Source organism: Pseudomonas zanjanensis, assembly GCF_014268745.2.
Lineage (GTDB): Bacteria > Pseudomonadota > Gammaproteobacteria > Pseudomonadales > Pseudomonadaceae > Aquipseudomonas > Aquipseudomonas zanjanensis.
Window position 1 is genome coordinate 2,502,101 of record NZ_JABWRB020000001.1, and the last position, 23,165, is coordinate 2,525,265.

The following is a 23,165-nucleotide window of genomic DNA, read 5'->3' on the forward strand; positions in this document are numbered from 1 at the left end:
TTTCGTGACGCAAAGGATTCAGAGCGTGTAGGAGATACCAGCCTGCACGGTTCGCGGTGCGCCTGGGTAGGCATAGACGCCACCAAATGCACCTTCTTCGTAGTCGGCGTCAAACAGGTTCTTCAGGTCCAGGTTAAGGCGGATCCGCTCGTTGACCTTGTAATAGCCGAGCAGGTCGACGACGGTGTAGCTGTCCATGGTAAAGGTGCTGGCCGCCGTATTGCCGGCCCGCTCATCGACGTACTTGGCACCCAGGCCCAGGCCGAGGCCCTTGAGGCCGCCGTCCTGGAACTCGTAGACGTTCAACAGGCTGAAGGCGTTCTTGGGCACGTTGAGCAAGCGGGTGCCGGACGGGATATTGATGTCCTTGGTCACTTCGGCATCCACGTAGGCGTAGCCACCGATCACGCGCCATTCCGGCGTCAAATTGCCCGCCACGTTCAGGTCAAAGCCACGGCTGCGCACTTCGCCGGCGGCCAGGTTGAAGGTGGGATCCAACGGGTCGGGCGTGAGCACATTGCGCTTTTCAATCTGGTAGACCGCCGCGTCGACGCTCAACTGACGATCCAGGGCTTCCCACTTGACGCCCATTTCGTAGGACTTGCCCTCTTCCGGCTTGAATCCCCCGCCTTGAAGGGCGGCACCGGTGTTGGGTTTGAACGAGCGGGCGGTATTGGCATAGACCGCCACGGTATCGGTCAGATCGTAGATCACCCCCAGGCGTGGAGTGACGGCATTTTCAGTCTTGTCCCAGTTACGGCTACCGGGCCGAGTCTGAGGGACGAAGGATTCGTACTCATGCTCGAAATGTTCGAAACGCGCCCCTGCCAACACCTTCAGGCGCTCAGTCAACGCCACCTGATCCTGGACAAACACACCAAACGTCTTGAGATTTTCCTGGTCATCGGTGGGCTTGCGCGTCAATGCCGGGCGTGGCTGGCCATGCACCGGATCGAAGATATCGATCGGGTAGGTACCGGCGGCACCAGAGGAGCGCTGAATGATCGACTGGTAATCGTAGTCTTCGTACTCAATGCCCGTCAGCAACGTGTGCTCGAACCCGCCGGTGGAAAAATGCCCGGTGAGGTTGAGCTGGGTGTCCCGGTCGGTCCATTCCAGCTTGCGGTAGTTGAAGTTGCGACTGAGGGTACGCCCATCGGCGCCGATGCTGTTGCCCTCCACGGCATTGCCCTGCAAGGTGCCGTCGAGCCATTGAGTACCGCCGGCCAGGGTCCAGTCGTCGTTGAGCATGTGCTCGAAACGCACCTGCAGCATGTTGTTGTCGTTGTGCAGCTTGCCCACGTCTTTCTCGCCGAAGAAGGTATCCCGCGACGCCGTGCCGCGCTGGCCGGCGTAATGAGTCAGGCCACGGTCCAGCGGCGCATTGTTGCGCATGAAATCGCCTTCGAAGGTCAGGCGCGTGGTGTCGTTGACCTGCCAGCTCACCACCGGCGCGATGCCGTAACGCTCGGTCTCGACGTGGTCGCGGAACGTATCGCCGCCCTCACCCACCACGTTCAGGCGATAAGCCAGGCGTCCTTCCTCGTCCAACGGACCGGACGCATCGAGCGTGCCGCGACGCATCCCCTGGTCGCTGACCTGGCTGCCGAGGGTCACCGTGCGCTCGGCCAACGGCTGCTTGGACACCACGTTGAAGGTACCGCCCGGGTCGCCACGGCCATAGAGCATGGTGGCCGGGCCACGCAGGACTTCCAGGCGCTCGATGGTGTTGGCGTCCGGCATGTTCGGGTAGCCACGGTTGATCGGGAAGCCGTTGCGGTAGAACTCGCCAGTGGTGAAACCGCGGACGGTGAAGGTGGTCAGGCCCTGGCCGCCGAAGTTGTTCGCCCGGCCTACGCCGCCGGCGTAATCGAGGGCGTCTTGCAGGCGCGTGGCACTGAGGTCTTCAACGACATCGCGGGAAACGACGGAAATGGATTGCGGGGTTTCATGGATCGCCGTGTCGGTACGGGTGGCACTGGCCGAACGGGTGGCGTGATAGCCCTTCACCGGGCCCTGCGCTGTTTCAAAGTCTGAATTGCCTACGATATCGGTGGCTTGCAACTCAAGGGAGGCTGGCTTGGCAGGGATCGGCTCTTCGGCCCAGGTGGGAATGGAATAAGCTTGGAGCACACACAGTGAAACGAGAATCCGACGCATCGATGCACAATCCTAATGGAAACAAACCCCCACATCGGGGGCTGACAAAAATGTGTCGCGAAAGATACAGCAACTCATTGTCGTTTGATATCTATTCCCATTAACACCTGTGTTTTTTGTGACCGGTCAGTCCGTCATCGCGAGCAAGCTCGCTCCCACAGGGGCCCCGGGCCAATCACAAGGTTTATACCCACTGAAGATCCAATGTGGGAGCGAGCCTGCTCGCGATGGCGTCGGGTGAGTTTGCATCAAGTTGAATGCCAGGCCGCTATCGCGAGCAGGCTCGCTCCCACAGGGGGCTGGGGCCAACCACAAGGTTTATACCCGCTGAAGATCCAATGTGGGAGCGAGCCTGCTCGCGATGGCGCCAGGACAATCTCCCCCAAAACCCTACTGACCCAGCGCAAGCGACTCCTCCTCGACACGCTGGAAAAACCTCTGCGCACGTACATCCTGGGTATAAGCCACATTCAACCGCAGCCAATCACACACCTCCCCTTGCGGCAGGAACGTCGAGCCCTGGGACAGTTGGATCTGCAGTTCCCGGGCGATCTGCTGCACCCGCTGCGCCGCCAGGCAACGCGGCCTGGCCCAGATGAACAGGCCCCCCATCGGCTCGGCAAAGACCTCCCAGTGGGCCCGGTCCAGTTGGCGCAGCGTACTTGCCATCTGCTTGTTCAGGCGCTGGCGCAAGCGCTGGATCAGCTTGCGATAAGCACCGTTGGCCAGCAACGTCGCCACTACGTTTTCCGCCAGTAATGAACAACCAATGCCGGTCACCATCTTGACCTCGGCCAGGCGCTGGATGATCTCGGGATGAGCGACCACGTAACCGATGCGCAGCGAACTGGACAGCGTCTTGGAAAAACTCGCCAGGTAGATCACCCGGTCCAGGGCATCCAGGGAGGCCAGGCGTGAGGTCGGACCGTTCTGGAAATCGGCGTAGATGTCGTCCTCGATGAGGCGAAAGTCATGGGCGGTTGCCAGTTGCAGCAGACGATAGGCCACGCTCGGCGCCAGGCTGGTACCAGTGGGGTTCTGGTACATGCTATTGATGAAGAAATACGAGGGCTTATGCTCGCCGAGAAGCTGTTCCAGGCGGGCGATGTCCGGGCCTTGCGCAGTTCTCGGCACCGCCACGGTCTTGACCCCGTGCAGCTTCAGCAGATTGAACAGGTTGTAGTAGCCGGGGCTTTCCACCAGCACCAGGTCACCGGGCTTGAGCAAGGTTCGCACCAGCAGGTCGAGGCCCTGGCTGGCGCCTTGGGTGGTGATGATTTGCGCCGGGTCGACATGAATATCGATCAGGCCCAGGCGCTTTTGAAGGTGCAGGCGCAGATGAGGCGAGCCCAGCGGGGTGCTGTAGTTGAACAACGCGTGGTTGTCGCTGCGCACCACTTGGCGGATCGCCTGGCCCAGGTCGGTGTCGTCGCGCCAGGCGTCGGGTAGCCAGCCACAACCAAGCTTGAGCTGCGTCGATTCATTGTCGAACAACCGCCACCGCGCGTTATCCGTTTCGGGCTCCGGCTCCACAGGTCGGACCAACTGCTGCGCGACAAAAAAACCCGCGCCATGTCGAGACTCCAGCACCCCACTGGCAACCAGTTGGTCATAGGCCTTGATCACGCTCGACAGGCTCAGGCTGTTCTCACGGGCCAGTTGGCGAATGGACGGCATGCGCGCGCCGGGGCGGATGCCATGGGCGTTGATCCAGCCCATGAGGTGCGTCACGAGTTGCCGGATCACGGGCTCGACAACGTTGCGATCAATCTTCAGGTCCACGGCTGGCACTCTTGGCTAAGTGTTCTCGAATTTTTAGCGAACAGTTAAGCACAAATGGCCTGGGTCTGTTCCTTGTTTGCGCTGTGCCCGGCAGTGATAGTCCCCGGGACTTCATGCACACCCTTTAAGGAACACCCTTGAACCCATCGCATCGACATTCCTGGGGGCTGGCTTTCGGCCTTTGCCTGATCACCCTCGCGGTCAACCTGCAGGCGCCGCTGTACACCACCTATGCGCAGTTGTCCGGCTACGGGGCCGGCGCCACGGCGGTGGCGTTTTCCGGTTATGTGCTGGGTGTGTTGCCGGTCCTGCTGGCGTTCGGCGGGCTGGCCGACCGGGTGGGACGCAAACCGTTGATCCTGGTCGCCCTCGGGCTGTCGATGTTGGCGACGCTGGTGACCCTGCTCTGGCCGAACCTGGTGGCGCTGGGCGTGGCGCGCCTGATGATGGGAGTCGGCACCGGGCTGGCTTCGGCCACGTCGACCGCCTATATGGCCGAGCTCATGGCAACCAGCGATACCCGCTCACCGGCCAACCGGGTCACCGCCAGCACCTCCCTGGGCTTTGGCCTGGGGGCAGCGTTGACCAGCCTGTTCCTGTTCGTCCACCACAGCGCCACGCCCGGTAGCTTCTGGTTGCAGCTCGCGTTGGCCGCCCTGGCGATCGTCGTGGTCTGGCGGCTCCCGGACCCGGCGCTGAAAATCAAAGACGCGCCGCTGCTGCGCCTGCCGTTGTTCCCCACCGGCAGCCTGCCCTACAGTTTTTCCATGCTATTGGCCTGGGCGACGTCGGGCCTGGTCATCGCCCTATTGCCATCCGTGCTGGCGACCCACGATTTGCAGCGCTGGTCTGGCCTGTCGACCTTCACGGTCATCAGTTGCGGCTTGCTCTTCCAGCCCTGGGTTCGGCGCATGCAACCGGCCAGGGCCACGGGCTTGGGCTTGTTGATCCTGCCCGCGAGCTACGCGCTGCTGGCCTGGGGCGCGAGCGTCGGCTCGCTGTTCGCCGTGTTGCTGGGGGCATTGGGAGCCAGCAGCGCCTGCTACGGTTTCCTGTACCTGGGCGGGCTGTCGGCCATCACGGCCATGGCTGGAGCGCAGAAGGCCCGGGTCAGTGCCGGGTTTTTCCTGTTCGCCTATGTCGGGTTCAGCATCCCGGTGGTGGTGACCGGGTTGCTGGCTGACGCTTTTGGCGCTGACGTGGCGTTGATCGTGTTCGGCCTGGCGTTGTTGGCGGGGGCGGTTGTCACGGGATGGCGCATCGTCCGGACCGAGGCTGATATGGCCCACTTTTCCCATGGCTGAACAAAAAACCGTTGTGGCGAGGGAGCTTGCTCCCGCTCGATTGCGCAGCAATCGCAAAATCCCGGGTCTGCTGCGCAGCCCAGCGGGAGCAAGCTCCCTCGCCACAGGGGGCTGGCTGGAGGATTGAGGGAGCCTGGGACAGCTCGACACCGCACCCGGCAAAGTCGTATACCATATCCCCACCTAAGCCGAACGACCCGCTGCCGTGACTTTATCCAAGTTCAACCTGCCTGACCTGGGCAACACCCCGTCCACCTCGGAAATCATCACCCGCCACCTGCGCGATGCCATCGTGGCCGGGCATTTTGCCGAGGACGAGCCGATTCGCCAGGATGACATCGCCCGGCAGTTCAACGTCAGCAAGATTCCCGTGCGCGAAGCCCTCAAGCGTCTGGAGGCCGAGGGCCTGGTGATGTTCCAGCGCAATCGCGGGGCGATGGTGACGCGCATTTCCGAGGCGGAACTGGCGCAGATGTTCGAAGTGCGCATGCTCCTGGAAGACAAAGTCCTGCGCCTGGCGATTCCCAACATGACCGAAGACACCTTCGCCCGCGCCGAAAGCATCTGCCAGGAGTTCATCGGTGAAGACGACGTCGGGCGCTGGGCCGAACTGAACTGGCAACTGCACGCCTGCCTCTACGAGCCGGCGCAACGGCCTTTCATGGTGAGCCTGATCCGCTCGGTGCACGACAAGCTGGAGCGGTACTTGCGCATGCAGATGAGCCTGTCGGCCGGTAAGGACCGGGCCGATCACGAGCACCGGGAAATCATCAAGGCCTGCCGCGCCGGTGATGTCGAACGGGCCGTGGCGCTGCTGGACGAACACATCGCCGGAGTCTGCGAGACCTTGTTCAAGTTCCTGCCTTCCAGCCATTGATGCATTGGTACTGTGCCGATTTCGTCATCGGCGATAGTTAAAACCCTCAAGCCGTCATCCCCTGGCGCGGGCCACGCTTACCGTCACTCATCTGAACGGACGTGGCCCTCCCATGAAACGCATCACCGTGATCGATTCCCATACCGGCGGCGAACCGACCCGCCTGGTCACCGACGGTTTTCCTGACCTGGGCCAGGGCAGCATGGCCGAGCGCAAGCAACGCCTGGCCACGGAGTTCGACGCCTGGCGCAGCGCCTGCGTGCTCGAACCCCGGGGCAGCGATGTGCTGGTGGGGGCGCTGCTCTGTGAGCCGGTGGACCCGAGCGCCTGTGCCGGCGTGATCTTTTTCAACAACAGCGGCTACCTGGGCATGTGCGGCCACGGCACCATCGGCCTGGTGGCGTCACTGGCCCACCTGGGCAGGATCGGCCCCGGCGTGCACAACATCGAAACCCCGGTGGGCACGGTACAGGCCACGTTGCACGAAGACCGCTCGGTCAGCGTGCGCAACGTGCCGGCCTACCGTTACCGCCAGGCATTGGCCTTGGAGGTGCCCGGCATCGGCCCGGTGGTGGGCGACGTGGCCTGGGGCGGCAACTGGTTTTTCCTGATCGCCGAGCATGGCCAGCGTGTCGCCGGCGATAACCTCGACGCGTTGACCGCCTACACCTACGCCGTGCAGCAAGCCTTGGAGCAACAGGGTTTTCGCGGCGAGGACGGCGGCCTGATCGACCACATCGAACTGTTCGCCGACGACCCTCAAGCCGACAGCCGAAACTTCGTGCTCTGCCCGGGCAAGGCCTATGACCGCTCCCCGTGCGGCACCGGCACCAGCGCCAAACTGGCGTGCCTGGCGGCCGATGGAAAACTGCAACCCGGGCAGATCTGGCGCCAGGCCAGTGTCATTGGCAGCGAGTTCGAAGGCTCCTACGAACAGGCGGGCGAGCGCATCGTGCCGACCATTCGCGGTCGCGCCTACATCAGCGCCGAAACCACCCTGATCATCGAAGCGGATGACCCGTTCGCCTGGGGCATTCGTCTGTGAGCAAGGGCCATGTCGCCGACGTGATCATCATCGGTGCGGGCATCATCGGTGCGGCCTGCGCCCAGGCGTTGGCCCGACGTAACGTCAACGTGTTGGTGCTGGACGCCGGTTGGCACGGCGCCACGGCGGCTGGCATGGGGCATTTGTTGGTGCTGGATGACAACCCGGCGGAACTGGCCCTCAGCCAATACTCCCTGCAACGCTGGCGCGAACTGGCGCCAGCCCTGCCCGACGATTGTGCCTGGCGCAACAACGGCACCTTGTGGCTGGCGGCCAATGCCGAGGAAATGGCGGTGGCCCACAGCAAATACCTGAACCTGCTGGCCCATGGCGAAGCCTGTGAACTGATTGGCCGCGCCGCCCTGCATCAGCGCGAACCCGAACTGCGCCCAGGGCTGGAAGGCGGACTGCTGATTAAGGGCGACGGCATCCTCTACGCCCCGGCCGCCGCGCGCTGGATGTTGGACGCACCCAAGATTCGCCAGCAGCGGGCACACGTCAGCGAAATCGACGGGACTCGCGTGCGCCTCGACGACGGGCGTTGGTTGAGCGCCGATGCGGTGGTGCTCGCCAATGGTATCCACGCCACCGAGTTGTGCCCGGAACTGCCCATCGAGCCGAAAAAGGGCCACCTGCTGATCACCGACCGCTACCCCGCCACCGTCACCCACACCCTGGTGGAGCTGGGCTACGTCACCAGCGCCCACAACGCGAGCGGGCCGTCGGTGGCGTGCAATATCCAGCCGCGCCCGACCGGGCAATTATTCATCGGCGCCTCGCGACAGTTCGGCACCGTCGACCCGCAGGTGGAAGGCTGGATGCTGGCGAAGATGCTCAAGCGCGCCGTCGACTACATGCCTGGGTTGGCGCATCTGCACGGCATCCGGGCCTGGACCGGTTTTCGCGCGGCGAGCCCCGACGGCTTGCCGCTGGTGGGCCAACATCCGCAGCGCAAGGGGCTGTGGCTGGCGGTGGGTCACGAGGGGTTGGGCGTCACCACGGCACCCGCGACCGCCGACCTGCTGGTGGCGCAGTTGTTCGACGAAACCTCGCCACTGGCCGCGCAGCCTTACCTGCCGCAGCGTTTTTTGGGAGAACCGGCCCATGCCTGAAGCCCGGCATACTTCCCCTGTTTGCTCCGGGGATAGGGTTGACCCTGTGGCGAGGGAGCAAGCTCGCGCTGGGGCGCGAAGCGGCCCTGTTTTGGGTCTGCTGCGCAGCCCAGCGCGAGCAAGCTCCCTCGCCACAGGTTTTGGGTGTGTTCAAGACATTCGCTTAGCCAAGGAGGATTGGACCCATGCCTGAAATGTTCCTGGATGGCCGCCCGCTGTCAGTCGCCAACGGCACCAGCGTCGCGGCGGCATTGGCGTTGGGCGCGGACGGTTGCAGTCGCACCTCGGTCAGCGGCCAGCGTCGAGCGCCGTTGTGCGGCATGGGCACCTGCCAGGAATGCCGGGTGCTGATCGATGGCCGGCGCCGCCTGGCCTGCCAGACCCTGTGCCTCGATGGCATGCAGGTGCAGACCCGACCATGAACGAAGCCACCGACCTGCTGATCATCGGCGCCGGCCCAGCCGGAATGGCTGCCGCCCTCGCCGCGGCCAGCAGCGGCGTACACATCGTGTTGCTCGATGACAACCCACTGCCCGGCGGGCAAATCTGGCGCGACGGTCCCCAGGCCAGCCTGCCCAGCGCAGCCCGGCACCTGCGCGATCAACTGCGAAACTGTGCCAACGTCCGCTGCCATGCCGGCACTCGCGTAATCGCCTGCGCGGCGGATAAAACCTTACTGGTGGAAGATGCCGAGCGTGGCTGGCAGATCCGCTACGAACGCTTGATCCTCTGCACCGGCGCCCGTGAATTGCTGCTGCCGTTTCCCGGCTGGACCCTGCCCGGCGTGACCGGCGCTGGCGGGTTGCAGGCGCTGATCAAGGGCGGCTTGCCGGTGCGCGGCGAACGGCTGGTCATCGCCGGCAGCGGCCCCTTGCTGCTGGCCAGTGCCGCCACCGCGAAGCATCAAGGCGCACAGGTGCTGCGCATCGCCGAGCAAGCCCGCTTCGGCGCCGTCGCCGGTTTCGCCGGGCAACTGCCGCGCTGGCCGGGGAAGTTTTTCCAATCGTTCAGTTTGTTCGATTCGCACTACCGCACCAACACCCACGTGGTCGAGGCGCTCGGTCGGGAACGGCTCGAAGGCGTACGTCTGCAACAGCAAGGCCAGACGATTGAACTGGCCTGCGACCGGCTCGCCTGTGGCTTCGGGCTCATTCCCAATACCCAGTTGGGCCAGGCCCTGGGCTGCGCGGTTGAAGGCCAGGCGCTGGCGGTTGACGCCTGGCAAGCGACCACGCGTCACGACCATTACGCCGCCGGGGAATGCACCGGTTTTGGCGGCAGCGAACTGGCACTGGTAGAAGGCGCCATTGCCGGCCATGCCGCCGTCGGCAATAGCGCAGCCGCCCAGCAGCTGTGGCTTCGCCGCGCGCGTTGGCAAGGTTTCGCCCGGGCCTTGAACACGGCCTTCGCCCTCGATCCACGGCTCAAGTCCTTGGCCCGCGGCGACACCCTGGTCTGCCGCTGTGAAGACGTGCCTTATGGCGAACTGGTCGGCCACGAAAACTGGCGCGAAGCGAAACTGGCCAGCCGCTGCGGCATGGGCGCCTGCCAAGGCCGAGTGTGCGGCGCCGCACTGGAACACCTGTTCGGCTGGACACCACCGGCACCTCGCCCGCCCTTCAGCCCGGCGCGGATCGAGACCCTGCTGGAGCTGGAAGAAACCCCTCCCAGCTGATCCCACACAGACTCTTCTGTGGGAGCGGGCTTGCTCGCGAATGCGTCGGCACATCCGGCATCGATGCAAGCTGACCCACCGCTTTCGCGAGCAGGCTCGCTCCCACAGGGATTTGAGGTGGACTTTAACTTTGCAGGCACCGCAAGACCCATGTGGGAGCGAGCCTGCTCGCGATGGCGGCGTGACAGACAGCGCATTTTCGACTGACACTGCGCCATCGCTCCCACCAAAAAGACGCCGCCGGCCATGTACCCCTCGCTCACCTCCCTCGCCCCCTGCGACCTCGACACCCTGCTGCGCAGCCTGCAGCCCATCGCCCCGCTGCTGGACACCCTCGCCGACGTGGTGTTTTTCATCAAGGACCGGCAGGCCCGCTACGCCTTCGTCAACCAGACCCTGGCCCGGCGCTGCGGTTTCAAACACAGTGGCGGCCTGCTCGGCCTCACTGCCGAGCAGGTGTTTCCCGAGCGATTCGGCCCGCTGTACACCGAACAGGACCGCCGGGTGCTGGCCAGCGGGCGGGAGTTGGCCGACCAGCTCGAACTGCATTTGTATTACGGCAACCAACCGGTGTGGTGCCTGACCCACAAGCTCGCCCTGCACGACCCAAGCGGCCAGATCGTCGGCTTGGCCGGCATTTCCCGCGACCTGCAACTGCCGCAATCGAGCCACCCGGCGTTTCACAAACTGGCGGCGGTGGACGCCCATATCAAGCAGCACTTCGCCCGCTCCATCAGCCTTGCCGAGCTGACCGCCATTGCTGAATTGTCGGTGGCGCAGTTGGAGCGGCACTGCAAACGCATCTTCCAACTCACGCCTCGGCAGATGATCCACAAGGCACGCCTGGAGGAAGCCTCGCGGCTGTTACTCGACCAGGACCTGCCGATCACCGAGATCGCCTTGCGCTGCGGTTACACCGACCACAGCGCCTTCAGCCGCCAGTTCCGGGCCCTGACCAGCCTGTCGCCGAGCCAATACCGTGAGAGTCAGCGCTGATCGTGTTCCCTGATGGGGCGTCGGATCCCATGGCTGCTCCCATCTGTAACACCCCAAGCCAACGTAGCAACTTGCCCTGATGCGCCACCGCTCGGCGAAAATGCCTCTAGATCAACCCTCCAATGCCATTACCGCGCCTCGCGTCAAAACAGGCATGCTGATTGCTTATCTAATATCGTATACGAAATCCTCAATACGATATCTCACCGCATTTATTCGACAGCGAGGCATTTATGAAAAACCCTGCATTGGCCGTAGCCCTCAGCGTTGTCCTCACCCCGCTTTTCATGGCCCCCGCCCACGCCGACAAGCTCGACGACATCATCGGCTCCGGCAAGCTACGTTGCGCCGTGACCCTGGACTTCCCACCCATGGGCTTTCGCGATGAAAGCAACAAACCGGCGGGGTTCGACGTGGATTATTGCCACGACCTGGCGAAGGTCCTCGGTGTCGATGCCGAGGTGGTGGAAACCCCGTTCTCCGACCGCATCCCCGCGCTGCTGTCCGGCCGCGCCGATGTCATCGTCGCCTCCACCTCCGACACCTTGGAGCGGGCCAAGACCGTCGGCCTGACCGTGCCCTACTTCGCCTTCCAAATGGTGGTGCTGACCCGCGACAACACCGGCATCAACAGCTACGCCGACCTCAAGGGCAAAGCCCTGGGCAACACCAGCAGCACCTACGAAGCCATCGCCCTGGAGAAGGACCAGAAGAGCTGGGGCAGCGGCAGCTTCCGCGCCTATCAATCGCAGAACGACACCCTGCTGGCCGTCGCCCAGGGACACATCGATGCCACCGTGGTGACCAACACCGTCGCCGCCGCGACCCTCAAGTCGGGCAAATACAAGGGCTTGAAAATTGCCGGTGACGCCCCCTACGTCATCGACTACGTGTCCCTCGGCGCCAAGCGCAGCGAGTACGGCCTGCTCAACTACCTGAACCTCTTCGTCAATCAGCAGGTGCGCACGGGTCGCTACAACGAGCTGTTCGTCAAATGGGTCGGCACCGACATCCCGCCGGCCAACCTGACCGTTCCCCAGGTCTACTACTGAGGATCGGCCCATGCCAAGCACGCCTGTCCGTGTGAAAGGCCGCAGCCTGGTGGAGGGTGCCGCCCAGGGCGCCCTGCTGTTCGCCGAGGTGGGCCTGAGTTTCTGGGGTGGGGTCGATCCGGCCAGCGGAGAGGTCATCGACCGCCACCACCCCTTGAGCGGCGAGCGCCTGGCCGGGCGCGTCTTGGCGATTCCCAGCGGACGCGGCTCCTGCACCGGCAGCAGCGTCTTGATGGAACTGATCAGCAACGGTCACGCACCCGCCGCCCTGGTGTTAGCCGAAGCCGATGAAATCCTGACCTTGGGCGTACTGGTGGCGCAGGTGATTTTCCAGCGGTCCCTGCCGGTGTTGTGCGTGGGACACGAGACCTTCAATGGGCTGCGTGGCCAGGGTTTTGTCCGCCTCGAAGGCGACGTCCTGACCCTCACCGGGCGCCGCCCGAACGACGGTTGGCAAGGTTCGCAAGCACCGTCGGCGTCGCCCACTTTCTCGACCCTGGACCTGAGCGAACAGGACCGGGCATTGCTCGACGGTACCCACGGCAAGGCCGCCCAAGTGGCGATGCACATCGTGCTGCGCATGGCCGAGATCCAGGGCGCCACGCAATTGCTGGACGTGACCCAGGCCCACATCGACGGTTGCATCTATACCGGCCCGGCCAGCCTGCGCTTTGCCGAACAACTGGTGCAGTGGGGGGCGAAGGTGCGCGTCCCCACCACCCTCAATGCCATTTCCGTGGACCAGCGGCGCTGGCGGGAACTGGGCGTCGATCCGGCCCTGGGCGAACCGGCCAGTGCCTTGGGCGATGCCTACATGGCGATGGGCGCGCAACTGAGTTTTACCTGCGCCCCCTACCTGCTGGAGACCGCGCCAAAGGCCGGCGAGCAAATCGTCTGGGCCGAGTCCAACGCGGTGGTCTACGCCAACAGCGTGCTGGGCGCGCGCACGCAAAAGTACCCGGACTTCCTCGACATCTGCATCGCCCTGTGCGGACGGGCACCGTTGATCGGCTGCCATCTCGACGACTCGCGCAAGGCCCAACTGATCGTCGACGTGCCGACGCTGGGTCAGGTCGATGACAGTTTCTATCCGCTGCTGGGCTATCACATCGGCAGCCTGGCGGGCCGGCGCATCCCATTGATACGCGGCCTGGAAAACGCCACGCCCACCCTGGACGACCTCAAGGCCTTCGGCGCCGCGTTCGCCACCACCAGCGCCGCACCGTTGTTCCACATCGCCGGGGTCACCCCGGAAGCCCTCGACCCGGCCGCGGTCCTGGCGAGCGACGTCACCGTGCCGCAGGAAAGCGTCGATGCCGCAAGCCTGCTTGCCAGTTGGCGCGAGCTCAACAGTGCCCGGGATAACTGGGTGGACGTGGTCTCCCTGGGCAACCCGCATTTCTCCCTCAGCGAATTCGCCGCCCTCGCGACCTTGTGTGCGGGCCGGATCAAGCATCCGTATGTGGTACTGGCCATCACCTGCGGCCGAGCAGTGCTGGAACAAGCGCGCAAAGCCGGATACCTGACTGCCATCGAAGCCTTCGGCGCGGTGCTGGTGACCGACACCTGCTGGTGCATGTTGGGTGAGCCGGTGATCCCGCCCCACGCCACCACGTTGATGACCAACTCCGGCAAATACGCCCACTACGCACCGGGCCTGGTCGGTCGCGGGGTGCATTTTGCCGCCCTCGCCGACTGCGTCGAGGCCGCCTGCACTGCCGCGACCCACGGCCAGCCGCCGACGTGGCTGCAACCCACTGCCCGCACGGGGAGTCCGACCCATGTTTGACTACAGCTTCCAATGGCGCCCGGCCTTGCGCGCGCTGCCCGACATGCTCGCCGGGGCCTGGGTGACCTTCGAGACCGCCGCGCTGTCGATGATTTTCGGCGTGCTGATCGCCCTGGTGCTGACGGTGATGCGCCAGGCCCCGAATCGCCTGCTGCGGGGCGTGGGCAATGGCTGGGTGTCCATCGCTCGCAACACGCCCTCGCTGTTCCAGATCTACATCCTCTACTTCGGCCTCGGCTCCCTCGGGTTGCACGTCAGTTCCTGGCTGGCCTTGCTGGCCGGAATCACCTTCAACAACGCCGGCTACCTGGCAGAAAACTTTCGCGGTGGCCTCAAGGCCGTGCCCGGTACGCAAATGCGCGCCGCCCGCTCCTTGGGGATGAGCGCCTTCCAGGCCTACCGGATGATCATCGTCCCGCAATTGTTGCGCATCGTCTTCTACCCGCTGACCAACCAGATGGTCTGGGCGGTGCTGATGACGTCCCTGGGTGTGGTGGTCGGCCTGAACAACGACCTCACCGGCGTGACCCAGGAATACAACGTCAAGACCTTCCGCACTTTCGAATACTTCGCCCTCGCGGCGCTGCTGTACTACCTGATCGCCAAGCTGATCGTCGGGTTGGCCCGGCTGTTGTCCTGGCGGCTGTTTCGTTATTGAGGGCGGGTCATGTTTTCTACAAGCCTTACCGTTAACGACGTGTTGTATCTGCTTGAGGGTGCTTGGGTCACAGTGCAATTGACCGCGTGGTCGATCCTGCTGGGCACCTTCGCCGGGTTGCTGTTCGGCCTGTTGCGGGCGCTGTTGCCGCGAGCCAGCCTGCCGCTGGCCTGGCTGCTGGACGTGTTTCGCAGCGTGCCGCTGCTGATCCAGTTCGTGTTGTTCAACTCCCTCAAGAGCATCGTCGGCCTGAACCTCAGCGCGTTTGCCGTCGGCTGCATTGTCCTGGGGATCTACGCCGCCGCGTACTTCACCGAGATCGTCCGCGGTGGCGTGCTGGCGGTGCCGTTGAGCACCCGCCGGGCCAGCCGATCGCTGGGCCTGAGCTATGGGCAGGACCTTCGCTTCATCGTCCTGCCGATTGCCACGCGGGTGGCGTTTCCTGGCTGGCTGAACCTCGTGCTCGGTGTGATGAAGGACACTGCCCTGGTGATGTGGATCGGCATCGTCGAATTGCTGCGGGCCTCGCAAACCATCGTCACGCGCATTCAGGAACCCCTGCTGGTGCTGTGCATCGCGGGCCTCATTTACTACGTCATGAGCCTGGTGGTCGCCCGCCTCGGCGCACGCCTGGAAAGAAGGTGGCAGGAAAATGATTGAGATCGAGAACGTGCACAAGTCCTTCGGTGACCTGGAAGTGGTCAAGGGTGTGAGCCTGACCGTGGACAAGGGTGAAGTGGTGTCGATCATCGGCGGTTCCGGCTCTGGCAAGTCGACCCTGCTGATGTGCATCAACGGCCTGGAGCCGATCCAGAAAGGCAGCATCCGAGTGGACGGCATCGAGGTCCATGACCGCGCCACCGACCTCAATCGCCTGCGGCAAAAGATCGGCATCGTCTTCCAGCAATGGAACGCCTTCCCCCACCTCACCGTGCTGGAAAACGTGATGCTGGCGCCGCGCAAGGTGTTGGGCAAAAGCAAACAGGACGCCGAGGCCCTGGCGGTGAAACAGCTTGAGCACGTGGGCCTGGGGGACAAACTCAAAGCCTTCCCCGGCAAGCTTTCCGGCGGCCAGCAACAGCGCATGGCCATCGCCCGGGCATTGGCGATGTCGCCGGACTACATGCTCTTCGACGAAGCCACCTCGGCCCTGGACCCGCAACTGGTGGGCGAAGTGCTGGACACCATGCGCATGCTCGCCGAAGACGGCATGACCATGGTGCTGGTGACCCACGAGATCCGCTTCGCCCGGGACGTGTCCGACCGCGTGGCGTTTTTTTGCAATGGCCGGGTCCATGAGATCGGGCCGCCGGACCAGGTGATTGGTAATCCGGTGCAGCCGGAGACGGCGGCGTTCCTCAAGTCGGTGAAATAGCGGATGGCCCCTTCGCGAGCAGGCTCGCTCCCACATGGGTTTTGTGTATGCCACCTCTCCTATGGGAATGGCCTGCTATCAGTGTCCACCACAGAACCCTGTGGGAGCGAGCCTGCTCGCGATGAGGCCCTACAAGACAACACAAGGATTTGATCCATGCGCTCATCCAGAATCATCCATGTCATCAGCTGCCACGCCGAAGGCGAAGTCGGCGATGTGATCGTCGGCGGTGTCGCGCCGCCCCCCGGCGCCACGGTGTGGGAGCAGTCACGCTGGATCGCCCAGGACCAGACCCTGCGCAACTTCGTCCTCAACGAGCCCCGCGGCGGGGTGTTCCGCCACGTCAACCTGCTGGTGCCGGCCAAGGACCCGCGGGCGCAAATGGCCTGGATCATCATGGAACCGGCCGACACGCCGCCGATGTCCGGTTCCAACTCGCTGTGCGTCGCCACCGTGTTGCTGGACAGCGGCATCCTGCCAATGACCGAACCCCAGACCCGCCTGGTGCTGGAAGCCCCGGGCGGCCTGATCGAAGCCGTGGCCGACTGCCGCGACGGCAAGGTGCAACGGGTCGAGATCAAGAACGTACCCTCCTTCGCCGACCGCCTCGATGCCTGGATCGAAGTCGAGGGCCTGGGTTCGTTGCAGGTGGACACCGCCTACGGCGGCGACAGCTTTGTCATCGTCGATGCCCAGCGCCTGGGTTTTGCCATTCGCCCCGATGAAGCCGCCGAGCTGGTGGCCGTGGGCTTGAAGATCACCCACGCCGCCAATGAACAATTGGGCTTCGTGCACCCGCTGAACCCCGACTGGTCGCACATCTCGTTCTGCCAGATCGCCGCGCCCATTGTCCGTGAGGACGGCATCGCCACGGGCGCCAACGCCGTGGTGATCCAGCCCGGCAAGATCGACCGCTCCCCCACCGGCACCGGCTGCTCGGCGCGCATGGCGGTGTTGCAGGCCAAGGGCTTGATGCAGGTAGGCGAGCGTTTTATCGGCCGCTCGATCATCGGTTCCGAATTCCACTGCCGCATCGACTCACTGACCGAGGTGGCCGGACGCCCGGCGATTTACCCGTGCATCGCCGGACGAGCGTGGATCACCGGGACCCATCAGTTGCTGCTCGACCCGGCCGATCCGTGGCCCCAGGGCTACCGGCTTTCGGACACCTGGCCCGGCGCATGACTTCTTGAGCGTTGCACATCCCCCTGTGGCGAGGGAGCTTGCTCCCGCTGGGGCGCGAAGCGGCCCTCTGGATTTGCCTGACACACCGAGTTGCCAGGTAGTTATTGGGGCCGCTTCGCAGCCCAGCGGGAGCAAGCTCCCTCGCCACAAAAGCTCTGTAATCGACTCAACTCTATCTACGTATATGAAATACCATAACCGGAGACAACCCATGAGCAAACGCATCAACTGGAGCGGCGTCTTCCCTGCCGTCACCACCCAATTCAACGATGACTTTTCCATCAACTTGGAAAAAACCCACCAAGTGATTTCCAACGTCATTCGCGATGGCGTTTCCGGCCTGGTGGTCTGCGGGTCGGTGGGGGAAAACACCTCCCTGAGCGCCGAGGAAAAAATCGCCGTGACCGAAGTCGCGGTGGACGCCTCCCGGGGCCGGGTGCCGGTGATCTGCGGCGTGGCCGAGTTCACCAGCGTGCAGGCCGCCAAGGTCGCCAACGCAGTGCGCAAGGTCGGTGTCGACGGGGTGATGCTGATGCCGGCGCTGGTCTACGGCTCCAAGCCCTTCGAGACCGCCGAGCACTTCCGCTACGTGGCCCGCCATGCCGACGTGCCGCTGATGGTCTACAACAACCCGCCGATCTACAAGAATGACGTGACGCCGGACATTTTGATTTCCCTGGCCGATTGCGACAACGTGGTGTGTTTCAAGGACTCCTCCGGCGACACCCGGCGCTTCATCGACGTGCGCAATGAAGTCGGCGATCGCTTCGTGCTGTTCGCCGGTCTCGACGACGTGGTGCTGGAAAGCCTTGCCGTGGGCGCCGAAGGTTGGGTCTCGGGCATGTCCAACGTGTTCCCCCAGGAAGGCGAGACCATTTTCCGCCTGGCCCGCGCCGGACGGTTCGCCGAAGCGATGCCGATCTACGAATGGCTGATGCCGATCCTGCACTTGGACGCCCGGGCCGACCTGGTGCAATGCATCAAACTGTGCGAAGCCATCGCCGGCCGCGGCAGCGCCCTCACCCGCCCACCGCGCCTGGCCCTGCCGGACGCGGACCGGGTGTATGTGGAGCAGATCATGGCCAAGGCCCTGGCCAATCGGCCGGTGTTGCCGGATGTGGGGCTTTGATCACAAGGCATGGCGCTAACCGGCGGTGGTTGTGCGGCCGCCATCGCGAGCAGGCTCGCTCCCACAGGGATCGATGGTGAACGCGCAATAGTTAGCTCATGCGACTCAACCTGTGGGAGCGGGCTTGCTCGCGAAAGCGGTCTATCTGACATGGCTATGCTGGATGTACCGCCGTCTTCGCGAGCAAGCCCGCTCCCACAGGATTTGTGGCGGACATGATAGGGAGGCTTCCCATGAACTATTTCCTGGCCCAGGCCCTGAACAATCAATGGGCCAACCACAGGCTGCTCAGCGCCTGCGCGCAGTTGAGCAAGGCCGAATACGAAGCGCCGCGAACGGGGTTCTTCCCGTCCATCCAAGCCACGCTGTGCCACATCCTGGAAGTGGACCGTTATTACCTCACCGCCCTGGAAGGCGACCGTGACGGCCAGATCAAGGACTTCTCCGAGACCCTGGCCTTTACCCACCTGATGCACAACCAGACCCAGACCGACCAGCGGCTGGTGGCGTTCTGCGAAGCCCTGCGAGAGAAAGACCTGGCCCGCTCCGTCGACCTGGTACGAACCGACGGCCAAGTGCGTGAACGAATCGACCGGCTGCTGTTGCACCTGTTCGAGCATCAGATCCATCATCGTGGCCAGGTCCACAGCATGCTCAGCGCCACCCACGTTGCGCCGCCACAACTCGATGAGTTTTTTCTCGACTGCGACCGACCGTTTCGCAAGAACGAGGAGCAACTGCTTCAATTGGATGAACGGCGGGTCTGGCGCGAATACCTGCCAGATTGATCCGCCCCCCCCTCAAAGGAGACCCTGCCATGAACTTCATTCTTCGTAGCATCGGTTTGGCATTGATGCTGATCACCACGGCGGCCCTCGCCCACCACGGCTGGAGCGAATACGACGCCAGCAATCCCCTGACGCTCGACGGCACGATAAAGGAAGCCGGCTATTCCCATCCCCATGGCTACGTGCGCCTGCAAACCACCGACAAAACCTGGACCGTCGTGCTGGCCCCGCCGTCCCGCATGGAGAATCGCGGGCTGGGCAAGGACATGCTCAAAGCAGGTAACAGTGCCACCGTGGTCGGCTATGCAAACCGCAACAAACCCGACGAATTGCGCGCCGAACGCATCACCATCAACGGCAAGACCACCGAGTTGCGCTGATGCAGGCCTCCCCGGCAGGCTCGCCCCAGGGCTGGATGGACCAGTTGGGCGATTCGTCCCTGGCGTTGGCCATGCGCAGCGAGCTGTGGCTCTATCCGCTGGTGGAAGTGGTGCACATCATCGGCTTTTCGATATTGGTGGGCGCGGTGGTGATGTTCGACCTGCGCGTCCTCGGGCTGTCCAAGGGCATCGCCGTGACCGCCCTGGCCCGCCACTTGCTGCCCTGGGCGATTGCGGCCCTGCTGCTGATCGTGCCTGCGGGGTTGCTGATGTTCAGTGCTCATCCCCATGACTTTGCCGGCAACAACGTCTTCATCCTCAAGCTGTACCTGATCGCGGCAGCGGGCCTTAACGCCCTACTGTTCCACGTTGGCACCTACCGCTCCGTCCAGCAATGGAACACCGGCCATAAGGCACCCGGCCTGGCCAAGGCCCAGGCATTGGTCTCCATCGTCCTATGGATCGTGGTCATACTCTGCGGCCGCCTGCTGGCCTACACCTGAACTACACCTGAAAAAGAAGCGATGGCCATTGCCGGCCATCGCCAAATCGCCCACCCGGGCGCCCTCAGATCCGTGCGGGAGACACGATGATCTTCACGTTGTGCTCCTTGTTGTTGACCAACTCCTCGAAGCCCTGCCCGACGATCTCTTCCAACTGGATGCGCCCCGTCACCAGCGGCGAGATGTCCAGGCGTCCGTCGGCAATGAAGGCAATCACGTCGGCGAACTCACCGTTGTAGGCCAGCGCGCCCAGCACTTGCTTCTCCGTGGAGACCAGCTCAAAGAAGTTGAACTCGCTCGGTTCCTCGAAAATCCCCACCAACACGCACTTGCCGGCCTTGCGGATCAGGTCGATGGCCAGCTTGGCGGTGTGCTTGTTGCCGATGCACTCGAAACTGACATCGGCACCCAGGCCACCCGTCAGGCGCCGAACTTCGGCCAAGGCGTCGCATTCATTCGGATCGATCACATGGCTGGCCCCGACTTCCAGGGCCTTGGCCTTGCGTGCGCCGGACATTTCCAAGGCGATCACCTGGGCTGCGCCAGCCGCCTTGGCGCACATGATCGTGCACAAACCGATGGTCCCGGCGCCCACCACCACGACGTTCTGGCCCAGCAGGCTGCCGGCCTTTTTCACCGCATGCATGCCCACCGCCAGTGGCTCGATCAACGCACCGGCCTCGGCGGGGAAATCGGCCGGTAGTTTGTAGAGCAGGTTCGCCGGGACGTTGACCAGCTCCGCGAACGCACCGTTGTTCATCAACCCGGTGAACGCCAGGTTCTCGCAAATGTTGTAGAGCCCATGGGTGCAGTAGTAGCAAGTGCCGCAGTGCTGGCAGGCGTCCGCCGCCACCGGCTCGCCGACACTGAAACCTTCGACGCCTGCACCCAGTTCGACGATCTCACCGCAGAACTCATGGCCAAGGATGCACTGGCCTTTGATCCCGGTCAGCGGGTGTGGCGCGTCCACCGGGATGAACACCGGCCCGGCCACGTACTCGTGCAGGTCGGAGCCGCAGATGCCGCACCATTGCACGCGGATCTGCACCCAACCGGCGGGGGGCGAAACCGGCAGTGGCACGTCTTCGACGCGGATGTCGTTGCGGCCATGCCAGACGGCGGCGCGCATGCTGCGGGTCGGCTTGATAGAAACGTTCATAGCGTTGCCTCCAGAATTTTTATAGGACGACGATGCAAGCGCCGCCCCCTTGGTCAGTGCTGTCCGATGAACCCGTTGATCAGCCGATTGACCTGCTCGGCCGCTTCCATCTGCACCATATGGCCTTGGCCCGCCAGCACCTCGACCCGCGCTGATAACCCTTCGGCGTGAGACGCCGGGATGATTGCGTCGTCGCTGCCCCAGATCACCAGGGTCGGCACGTGGCCGGCCTGCACCACTTCGCGCAGGTCCGCCTGCTGGCGGCCGTCGGCGAACAACGTCGCTGACAATTGCTGCAGCGCCGCGTCGACACCTTCCAGGCGCTTGTACTTGAGCATGTCGTCGAGCATCTGGCGGTTGACCAGCTCGGCATTGGAGAACAGTTGCACCAGTTGCGGCTTGAGGGCGTTGCGGTTGGCCGCTTCGACGAACCCTCGCAGGTAGCTGCCGTTGATCTGCGCACCCAGGCCGGCACTGCCGATCAAGGTCAGGGAGCGTATCCGCTGGGGCATCAGGCGCGCAGCGTTCAGCGACACCGCCCCGCCCATGGAATGCCCCACCAGGTGCACGGCGTTGATGTCCAGGTGATCGAGCAAGGCCAGCACCACGCCGCTCAGCTCGTCCAAATCGCCGCGTTGCAGGGTCTTCGACGATTCGCCGTGGCCCGGCAGGTCCAGGGCAATGACCCGTCGCCCGGCCGCCAGGGCTTCATGGTTGAACAGCCAGTTGTTCAAGTCGCCGCCAAAACCGTGCACCAGCACCAGCGGCGTACCGCCCTCGCCGCGCTCGAAATAGCGGATCACCCGGCCGTCCAGCTCGACTTTCTGTGGTTTCGGACCACTGTCCTCATCAGCCGCGTCGCCAGGCACGAAGTTGGATTGGAACTGCTCGATGACCGCGTCGATCTCGGCGTCGCTGGCCTCGCCTTCGACGACGATGCCGAGCAAGGCGCCGACCGCCAGGGTTTCGTCCTGGCGGGCGATCTGCCGGCGCAGGATTCCAGAAAACGGCGCCTCGACGCTGCTGGAAATCTTGTCCGTCTCGACATCCATCACTTCCTCGCCCTTGGTGATGGCCTGCCCCTCTTCCTTGAGCCAGGCATCGACCCGGCCCTCGGTCATCGACAGGCCCCACTTGGGCATGGTCAGGGTATGAATCTGGCTCATCAGCGCTTGCTCCACTCGATCACGTTGAGCACGGCTTGTTCGATCTTCGCCGCGTCAGGGATGTACAGGTCTTCCAGGGCATCGGAAAACGGCACCGGGGTGTGGGGCGCGGTGACCATTTCGATCGGCGCCTTGAGCGCGCCAAAGGCTTTTTGCGCCACCAGCGCCGAGATGTCGGTGGCCATGGAACAGCGTGGGTTGGCCTCGTCGATCACCACCAGACGCCCGGTCTTCTCGACACTTTCCAGGATACTGTCCTCGTCCAGCGGGCTGGTGGTGCGCAGGTCGATCACTTCACAGTCGATGCCGCGCCCGGCCAGGTTGCGCGCCGCGTCCATCGCGGTGTTGACCAGCCGCCCGTAGGAGACCAGGGTGATGTCCTTGCCGTCGCGCAGGAAGTTGGCCTCGCCGAACGGGACGGTGTAGAGCTCTTCCGGCACTTCGCCCTGCATGCTGTAGAGCAACTTGTGCTCGCAGAAGATCACTGGGTCGTTGTCGCGGATCGCCTGGATCAGCAGGCCCTTGGCGTCGTAGGGCGACGATGGGCAGACCACTTTCAGTCCCGGGATGTGCGTCCACAACGACGTGAGCATCTGTGAATGCTGGGCGGCGGCGCGCAGGCCGGCGCCGACCATGGTGCGGATCACCAGGGGTGTGGAGGCCTTGCCGCCGAACATGTAGCGAAACTTCGCCGCCTGGTTGAGGATCTGGTCCAGGCAGCACCCGGCGAAGTCGACGAACATCAGTTCGCACACCGGGCGCACGCCGCAGGTGGCCGCGCCGACCGCCGCGCCGACGTAACCGATTTCCGACAGTGGCGTGTCCAGCACGCGCCCGGGAAACTGGTCGTAAAGCCCCTTGGTCACCCCGAGTACGCCGCCCCAGGCGTCGTTCTCACCGGGGGCGCCGGCGCCACCGGCCACGTCCTCACCCATGATGAACACGCTGGCGTCGCGGCGCATTTCCTGGGCCAGGGCTTCGTTGATTGCCTGCTGATAGCTGATTTTTCTCGCCATGATGGAGTTCTCTG

The 23,165-nt window shown here is 63.9% G+C and carries 22 protein-coding genes; 17 read left to right on the forward strand and 5 right to left on the reverse strand.

What is annotated here, in order from left to right; translation table 11 throughout:
• Positions 1-18: 18 nt before the first annotated feature.
• The gene (locus HU715_RS10445) at positions 19-2,160 is read right to left on the reverse strand and encodes a TonB-dependent siderophore receptor (protein ID WP_186704950.1); all 2,142 of its coding nucleotides are present in this window, start codon (positions 2,158-2,160) and stop codon (positions 19-21) included.
• Positions 2,161-2,550: 390 nt separating this feature from the next.
• Entirely contained in the window at positions 2,551-3,942 is a 1,392-nt protein-coding gene (locus tag HU715_RS10450) for an aminotransferase-like domain-containing protein (protein WP_186704949.1), read from the reverse strand.
• 137 nt (positions 3,943-4,079) lie between these two features.
• Here HU715_RS10450 and HU715_RS10455 point away from each other — a divergent pair, with 137 nt between their 5' ends.
• From HU715_RS10455 to HU715_RS10535, 17 genes are all read left to right on the forward strand, one after another.
• Positions 4,080-5,246: an MFS transporter gene (locus HU715_RS10455; protein ID WP_186704948.1), complete on the forward strand. Its 1,167-nt coding sequence runs from the start codon at positions 4,080-4,082 to the stop codon at positions 5,244-5,246.
• A 205-nt stretch (positions 5,247-5,451) separates the two neighbouring features.
• Entirely contained in the window at positions 5,452-6,123 is a 672-nt protein-coding gene (locus tag HU715_RS10460; protein WP_186704947.1) for an FCD domain-containing protein, read from the forward strand.
• 112 nt (positions 6,124-6,235) lie between these two features.
• On the forward strand, positions 6,236-7,168 hold the full coding sequence (locus tag HU715_RS10465; protein ID WP_186704946.1) for a 4-hydroxyproline epimerase: 933 nt from the start codon (positions 6,236-6,238) through the stop codon (positions 7,166-7,168).
• The gene (locus HU715_RS10470) at positions 7,165-8,280 is read left to right on the forward strand and encodes an NAD(P)/FAD-dependent oxidoreductase (protein ID WP_186704945.1); all 1,116 of its coding nucleotides are present in this window, start codon (positions 7,165-7,167) and stop codon (positions 8,278-8,280) included. The genes HU715_RS10465 and HU715_RS10470 overlap by 4 nt, the downstream gene beginning before the upstream one ends.
• A 185-nt stretch (positions 8,281-8,465) precedes the next feature.
• Complete coding sequence (locus tag HU715_RS10475; protein WP_186704944.1) at positions 8,466-8,702, forward strand: 2Fe-2S iron-sulfur cluster-binding protein; 237 nt, start codon at positions 8,466-8,468, stop codon at positions 8,700-8,702.
• Positions 8,699-9,955: an NAD(P)/FAD-dependent oxidoreductase gene (locus tag HU715_RS10480; protein ID WP_186704943.1), complete on the forward strand. Its 1,257-nt coding sequence runs from the start codon at positions 8,699-8,701 to the stop codon at positions 9,953-9,955. The genes HU715_RS10475 and HU715_RS10480 overlap by 4 nt, the downstream gene beginning before the upstream one ends.
• A gap of 246 nt (positions 9,956-10,201) precedes the next feature.
• On the forward strand, positions 10,202-10,951 hold the full coding sequence (locus HU715_RS10485; RefSeq protein WP_186704942.1) for an AraC family transcriptional regulator: 750 nt from the start codon (positions 10,202-10,204) through the stop codon (positions 10,949-10,951).
• A 233-nt stretch (positions 10,952-11,184) separates the two neighbouring features.
• Positions 11,185-12,003 (forward strand): ABC transporter substrate-binding protein, encoded by an 819-nt coding sequence (locus HU715_RS10490; protein WP_186704941.1) that lies wholly within the window; start codon positions 11,185-11,187, stop codon positions 12,001-12,003.
• A 10-nt stretch (positions 12,004-12,013) separates the two neighbouring features.
• Positions 12,014-13,792, forward strand: coding sequence for a cis-3-hydroxy-L-proline dehydratase (lhpI, locus tag HU715_RS10495; protein WP_186704940.1), 1,779 nt, complete (start codon positions 12,014-12,016; stop codon positions 13,790-13,792).
• Complete coding sequence (locus HU715_RS10500) at positions 13,785-14,450, forward strand: amino acid ABC transporter permease (protein ID WP_057452167.1); 666 nt, start codon at positions 13,785-13,787, stop codon at positions 14,448-14,450. Before lhpI ends, HU715_RS10500 begins: the two co-directional genes overlap by 8 nt.
• Before the next feature lie 9 nt (positions 14,451-14,459).
• Positions 14,460-15,110 carry an amino acid ABC transporter permease gene (locus HU715_RS10505; RefSeq protein WP_186704939.1) on the forward strand — a complete coding sequence of 217 codons (651 nt, stop codon included), beginning with the start codon at positions 14,460-14,462 and terminating at the stop codon, positions 15,108-15,110.
• Entirely contained in the window at positions 15,103-15,825 is a 723-nt protein-coding gene (locus HU715_RS10510; protein WP_092172955.1) for an amino acid ABC transporter ATP-binding protein, read from the forward strand. The genes HU715_RS10505 and HU715_RS10510 overlap by 8 nt, the downstream gene beginning before the upstream one ends.
• A gap of 156 nt (positions 15,826-15,981) precedes the next feature.
• Positions 15,982-17,010 carry a trans-3-hydroxy-L-proline dehydratase gene (locus tag HU715_RS10515; protein WP_186704938.1) on the forward strand — a complete coding sequence of 343 codons (1,029 nt, stop codon included), beginning with the start codon at positions 15,982-15,984 and terminating at the stop codon, positions 17,008-17,010.
• 211 nt (positions 17,011-17,221) lie between these two features.
• The gene (locus HU715_RS10520; protein ID WP_186704937.1) at positions 17,222-18,139 is read left to right on the forward strand and encodes a dihydrodipicolinate synthase family protein; all 918 of its coding nucleotides are present in this window, start codon (positions 17,222-17,224) and stop codon (positions 18,137-18,139) included.
• Positions 18,140-18,372: 233 nt separating this feature from the next.
• Positions 18,373-18,927 (forward strand): DinB family protein, encoded by a 555-nt coding sequence (locus tag HU715_RS10525; RefSeq protein WP_186704936.1) that lies wholly within the window; start codon positions 18,373-18,375, stop codon positions 18,925-18,927.
• A gap of 29 nt (positions 18,928-18,956) precedes the next feature.
• Entirely contained in the window at positions 18,957-19,307 is a 351-nt protein-coding gene (locus tag HU715_RS10530; RefSeq protein WP_186704935.1) for a DUF6152 family protein, read from the forward strand.
• Positions 19,307-19,810, forward strand: coding sequence for a DUF6644 family protein (locus HU715_RS10535; protein ID WP_202892772.1), 504 nt, complete (start codon positions 19,307-19,309; stop codon positions 19,808-19,810). Before HU715_RS10530 ends, HU715_RS10535 begins: the two co-directional genes overlap by 1 nt.
• Before the next feature lie 64 nt (positions 19,811-19,874).
• On the opposite strand, the gene HU715_RS10540 is transcribed toward HU715_RS10535, so the two are convergent.
• The 3 genes from HU715_RS10540 to HU715_RS10550 all read right to left on the reverse strand — a co-directional run bounded on the left by HU715_RS10540 (position 19,875) and on the right by HU715_RS10550 (position 23,151).
• Complete coding sequence (locus tag HU715_RS10540) at positions 19,875-20,939, reverse strand: 2,3-butanediol dehydrogenase (protein ID WP_225917632.1); 1,065 nt, start codon at positions 20,937-20,939, stop codon at positions 19,875-19,877.
• Between the two features lie 83 nt (positions 20,940-21,022).
• Positions 21,023-22,135 carry an acetoin dehydrogenase dihydrolipoyllysine-residue acetyltransferase subunit gene (locus tag HU715_RS10545; protein ID WP_186704934.1) on the reverse strand — a complete coding sequence of 371 codons (1,113 nt, stop codon included), beginning with the start codon at positions 22,133-22,135 and terminating at the stop codon, positions 21,023-21,025.
• Positions 22,135-23,151, reverse strand: coding sequence for an alpha-ketoacid dehydrogenase subunit beta (locus HU715_RS10550; RefSeq protein ID WP_186704933.1), 1,017 nt, complete (start codon positions 23,149-23,151; stop codon positions 22,135-22,137). Before HU715_RS10550 ends, HU715_RS10545 begins: the two co-directional genes overlap by 1 nt.
• Between the last annotated feature and the right edge of the window lie 14 nt (positions 23,152-23,165).

Coding starts and splice junctions, on each gene's coding strand:
- HU715_RS10445 (WP_186704950.1), bottom strand. CDS start 2,160: ATGCGTCGGATTCTCGTTTCACTGTGTGTGCTCCAAGCTTATTCCATT.
- HU715_RS10465 (WP_186704946.1), top strand. CDS start 6,236: ATGAAACGCATCACCGTGATCGATTCCCATACCGGCGGCGAACCGACC.
- HU715_RS10475 (WP_186704944.1), top strand. CDS start 8,466: ATGCCTGAAATGTTCCTGGATGGCCGCCCGCTGTCAGTCGCCAACGGC.
- HU715_RS10480 (WP_186704943.1), top strand. CDS start 8,699: ATGAACGAAGCCACCGACCTGCTGATCATCGGCGCCGGCCCAGCCGGA.
- HU715_RS10485 (WP_186704942.1), top strand. CDS start 10,202: ATGTACCCCTCGCTCACCTCCCTCGCCCCCTGCGACCTCGACACCCTG.
- HU715_RS10490 (WP_186704941.1), top strand. CDS start 11,185: ATGAAAAACCCTGCATTGGCCGTAGCCCTCAGCGTTGTCCTCACCCCG.
- lhpI (WP_186704940.1), top strand. CDS start 12,014: ATGCCAAGCACGCCTGTCCGTGTGAAAGGCCGCAGCCTGGTGGAGGGT.
- HU715_RS10500 (WP_057452167.1), top strand. CDS start 13,785: ATGTTTGACTACAGCTTCCAATGGCGCCCGGCCTTGCGCGCGCTGCCC.
- HU715_RS10505 (WP_186704939.1), top strand. CDS start 14,460: ATGTTTTCTACAAGCCTTACCGTTAACGACGTGTTGTATCTGCTTGAG.
- HU715_RS10510 (WP_092172955.1), top strand. CDS start 15,103: ATGATTGAGATCGAGAACGTGCACAAGTCCTTCGGTGACCTGGAAGTG.
- HU715_RS10515 (WP_186704938.1), top strand. CDS start 15,982: ATGCGCTCATCCAGAATCATCCATGTCATCAGCTGCCACGCCGAAGGC.
- HU715_RS10520 (WP_186704937.1), top strand. CDS start 17,222: ATGAGCAAACGCATCAACTGGAGCGGCGTCTTCCCTGCCGTCACCACC.
- HU715_RS10525 (WP_186704936.1), top strand. CDS start 18,373: ATGAACTATTTCCTGGCCCAGGCCCTGAACAATCAATGGGCCAACCAC.
- HU715_RS10530 (WP_186704935.1), top strand. CDS start 18,957: ATGAACTTCATTCTTCGTAGCATCGGTTTGGCATTGATGCTGATCACC.
- HU715_RS10535 (WP_202892772.1), top strand. CDS start 19,307: ATGCAGGCCTCCCCGGCAGGCTCGCCCCAGGGCTGGATGGACCAGTTG.
- HU715_RS10540 (WP_225917632.1), bottom strand. CDS start 20,939: ATGCGCGCCGCCGTCTGGCATGGCCGCAACGACATCCGCGTCGAAGAC.
- HU715_RS10545 (WP_186704934.1), bottom strand. CDS start 22,135: ATGAGCCAGATTCATACCCTGACCATGCCCAAGTGGGGCCTGTCGATG.
- HU715_RS10550 (WP_186704933.1), bottom strand. CDS start 23,151: ATGGCGAGAAAAATCAGCTATCAGCAGGCAATCAACGAAGCCCTGGCC.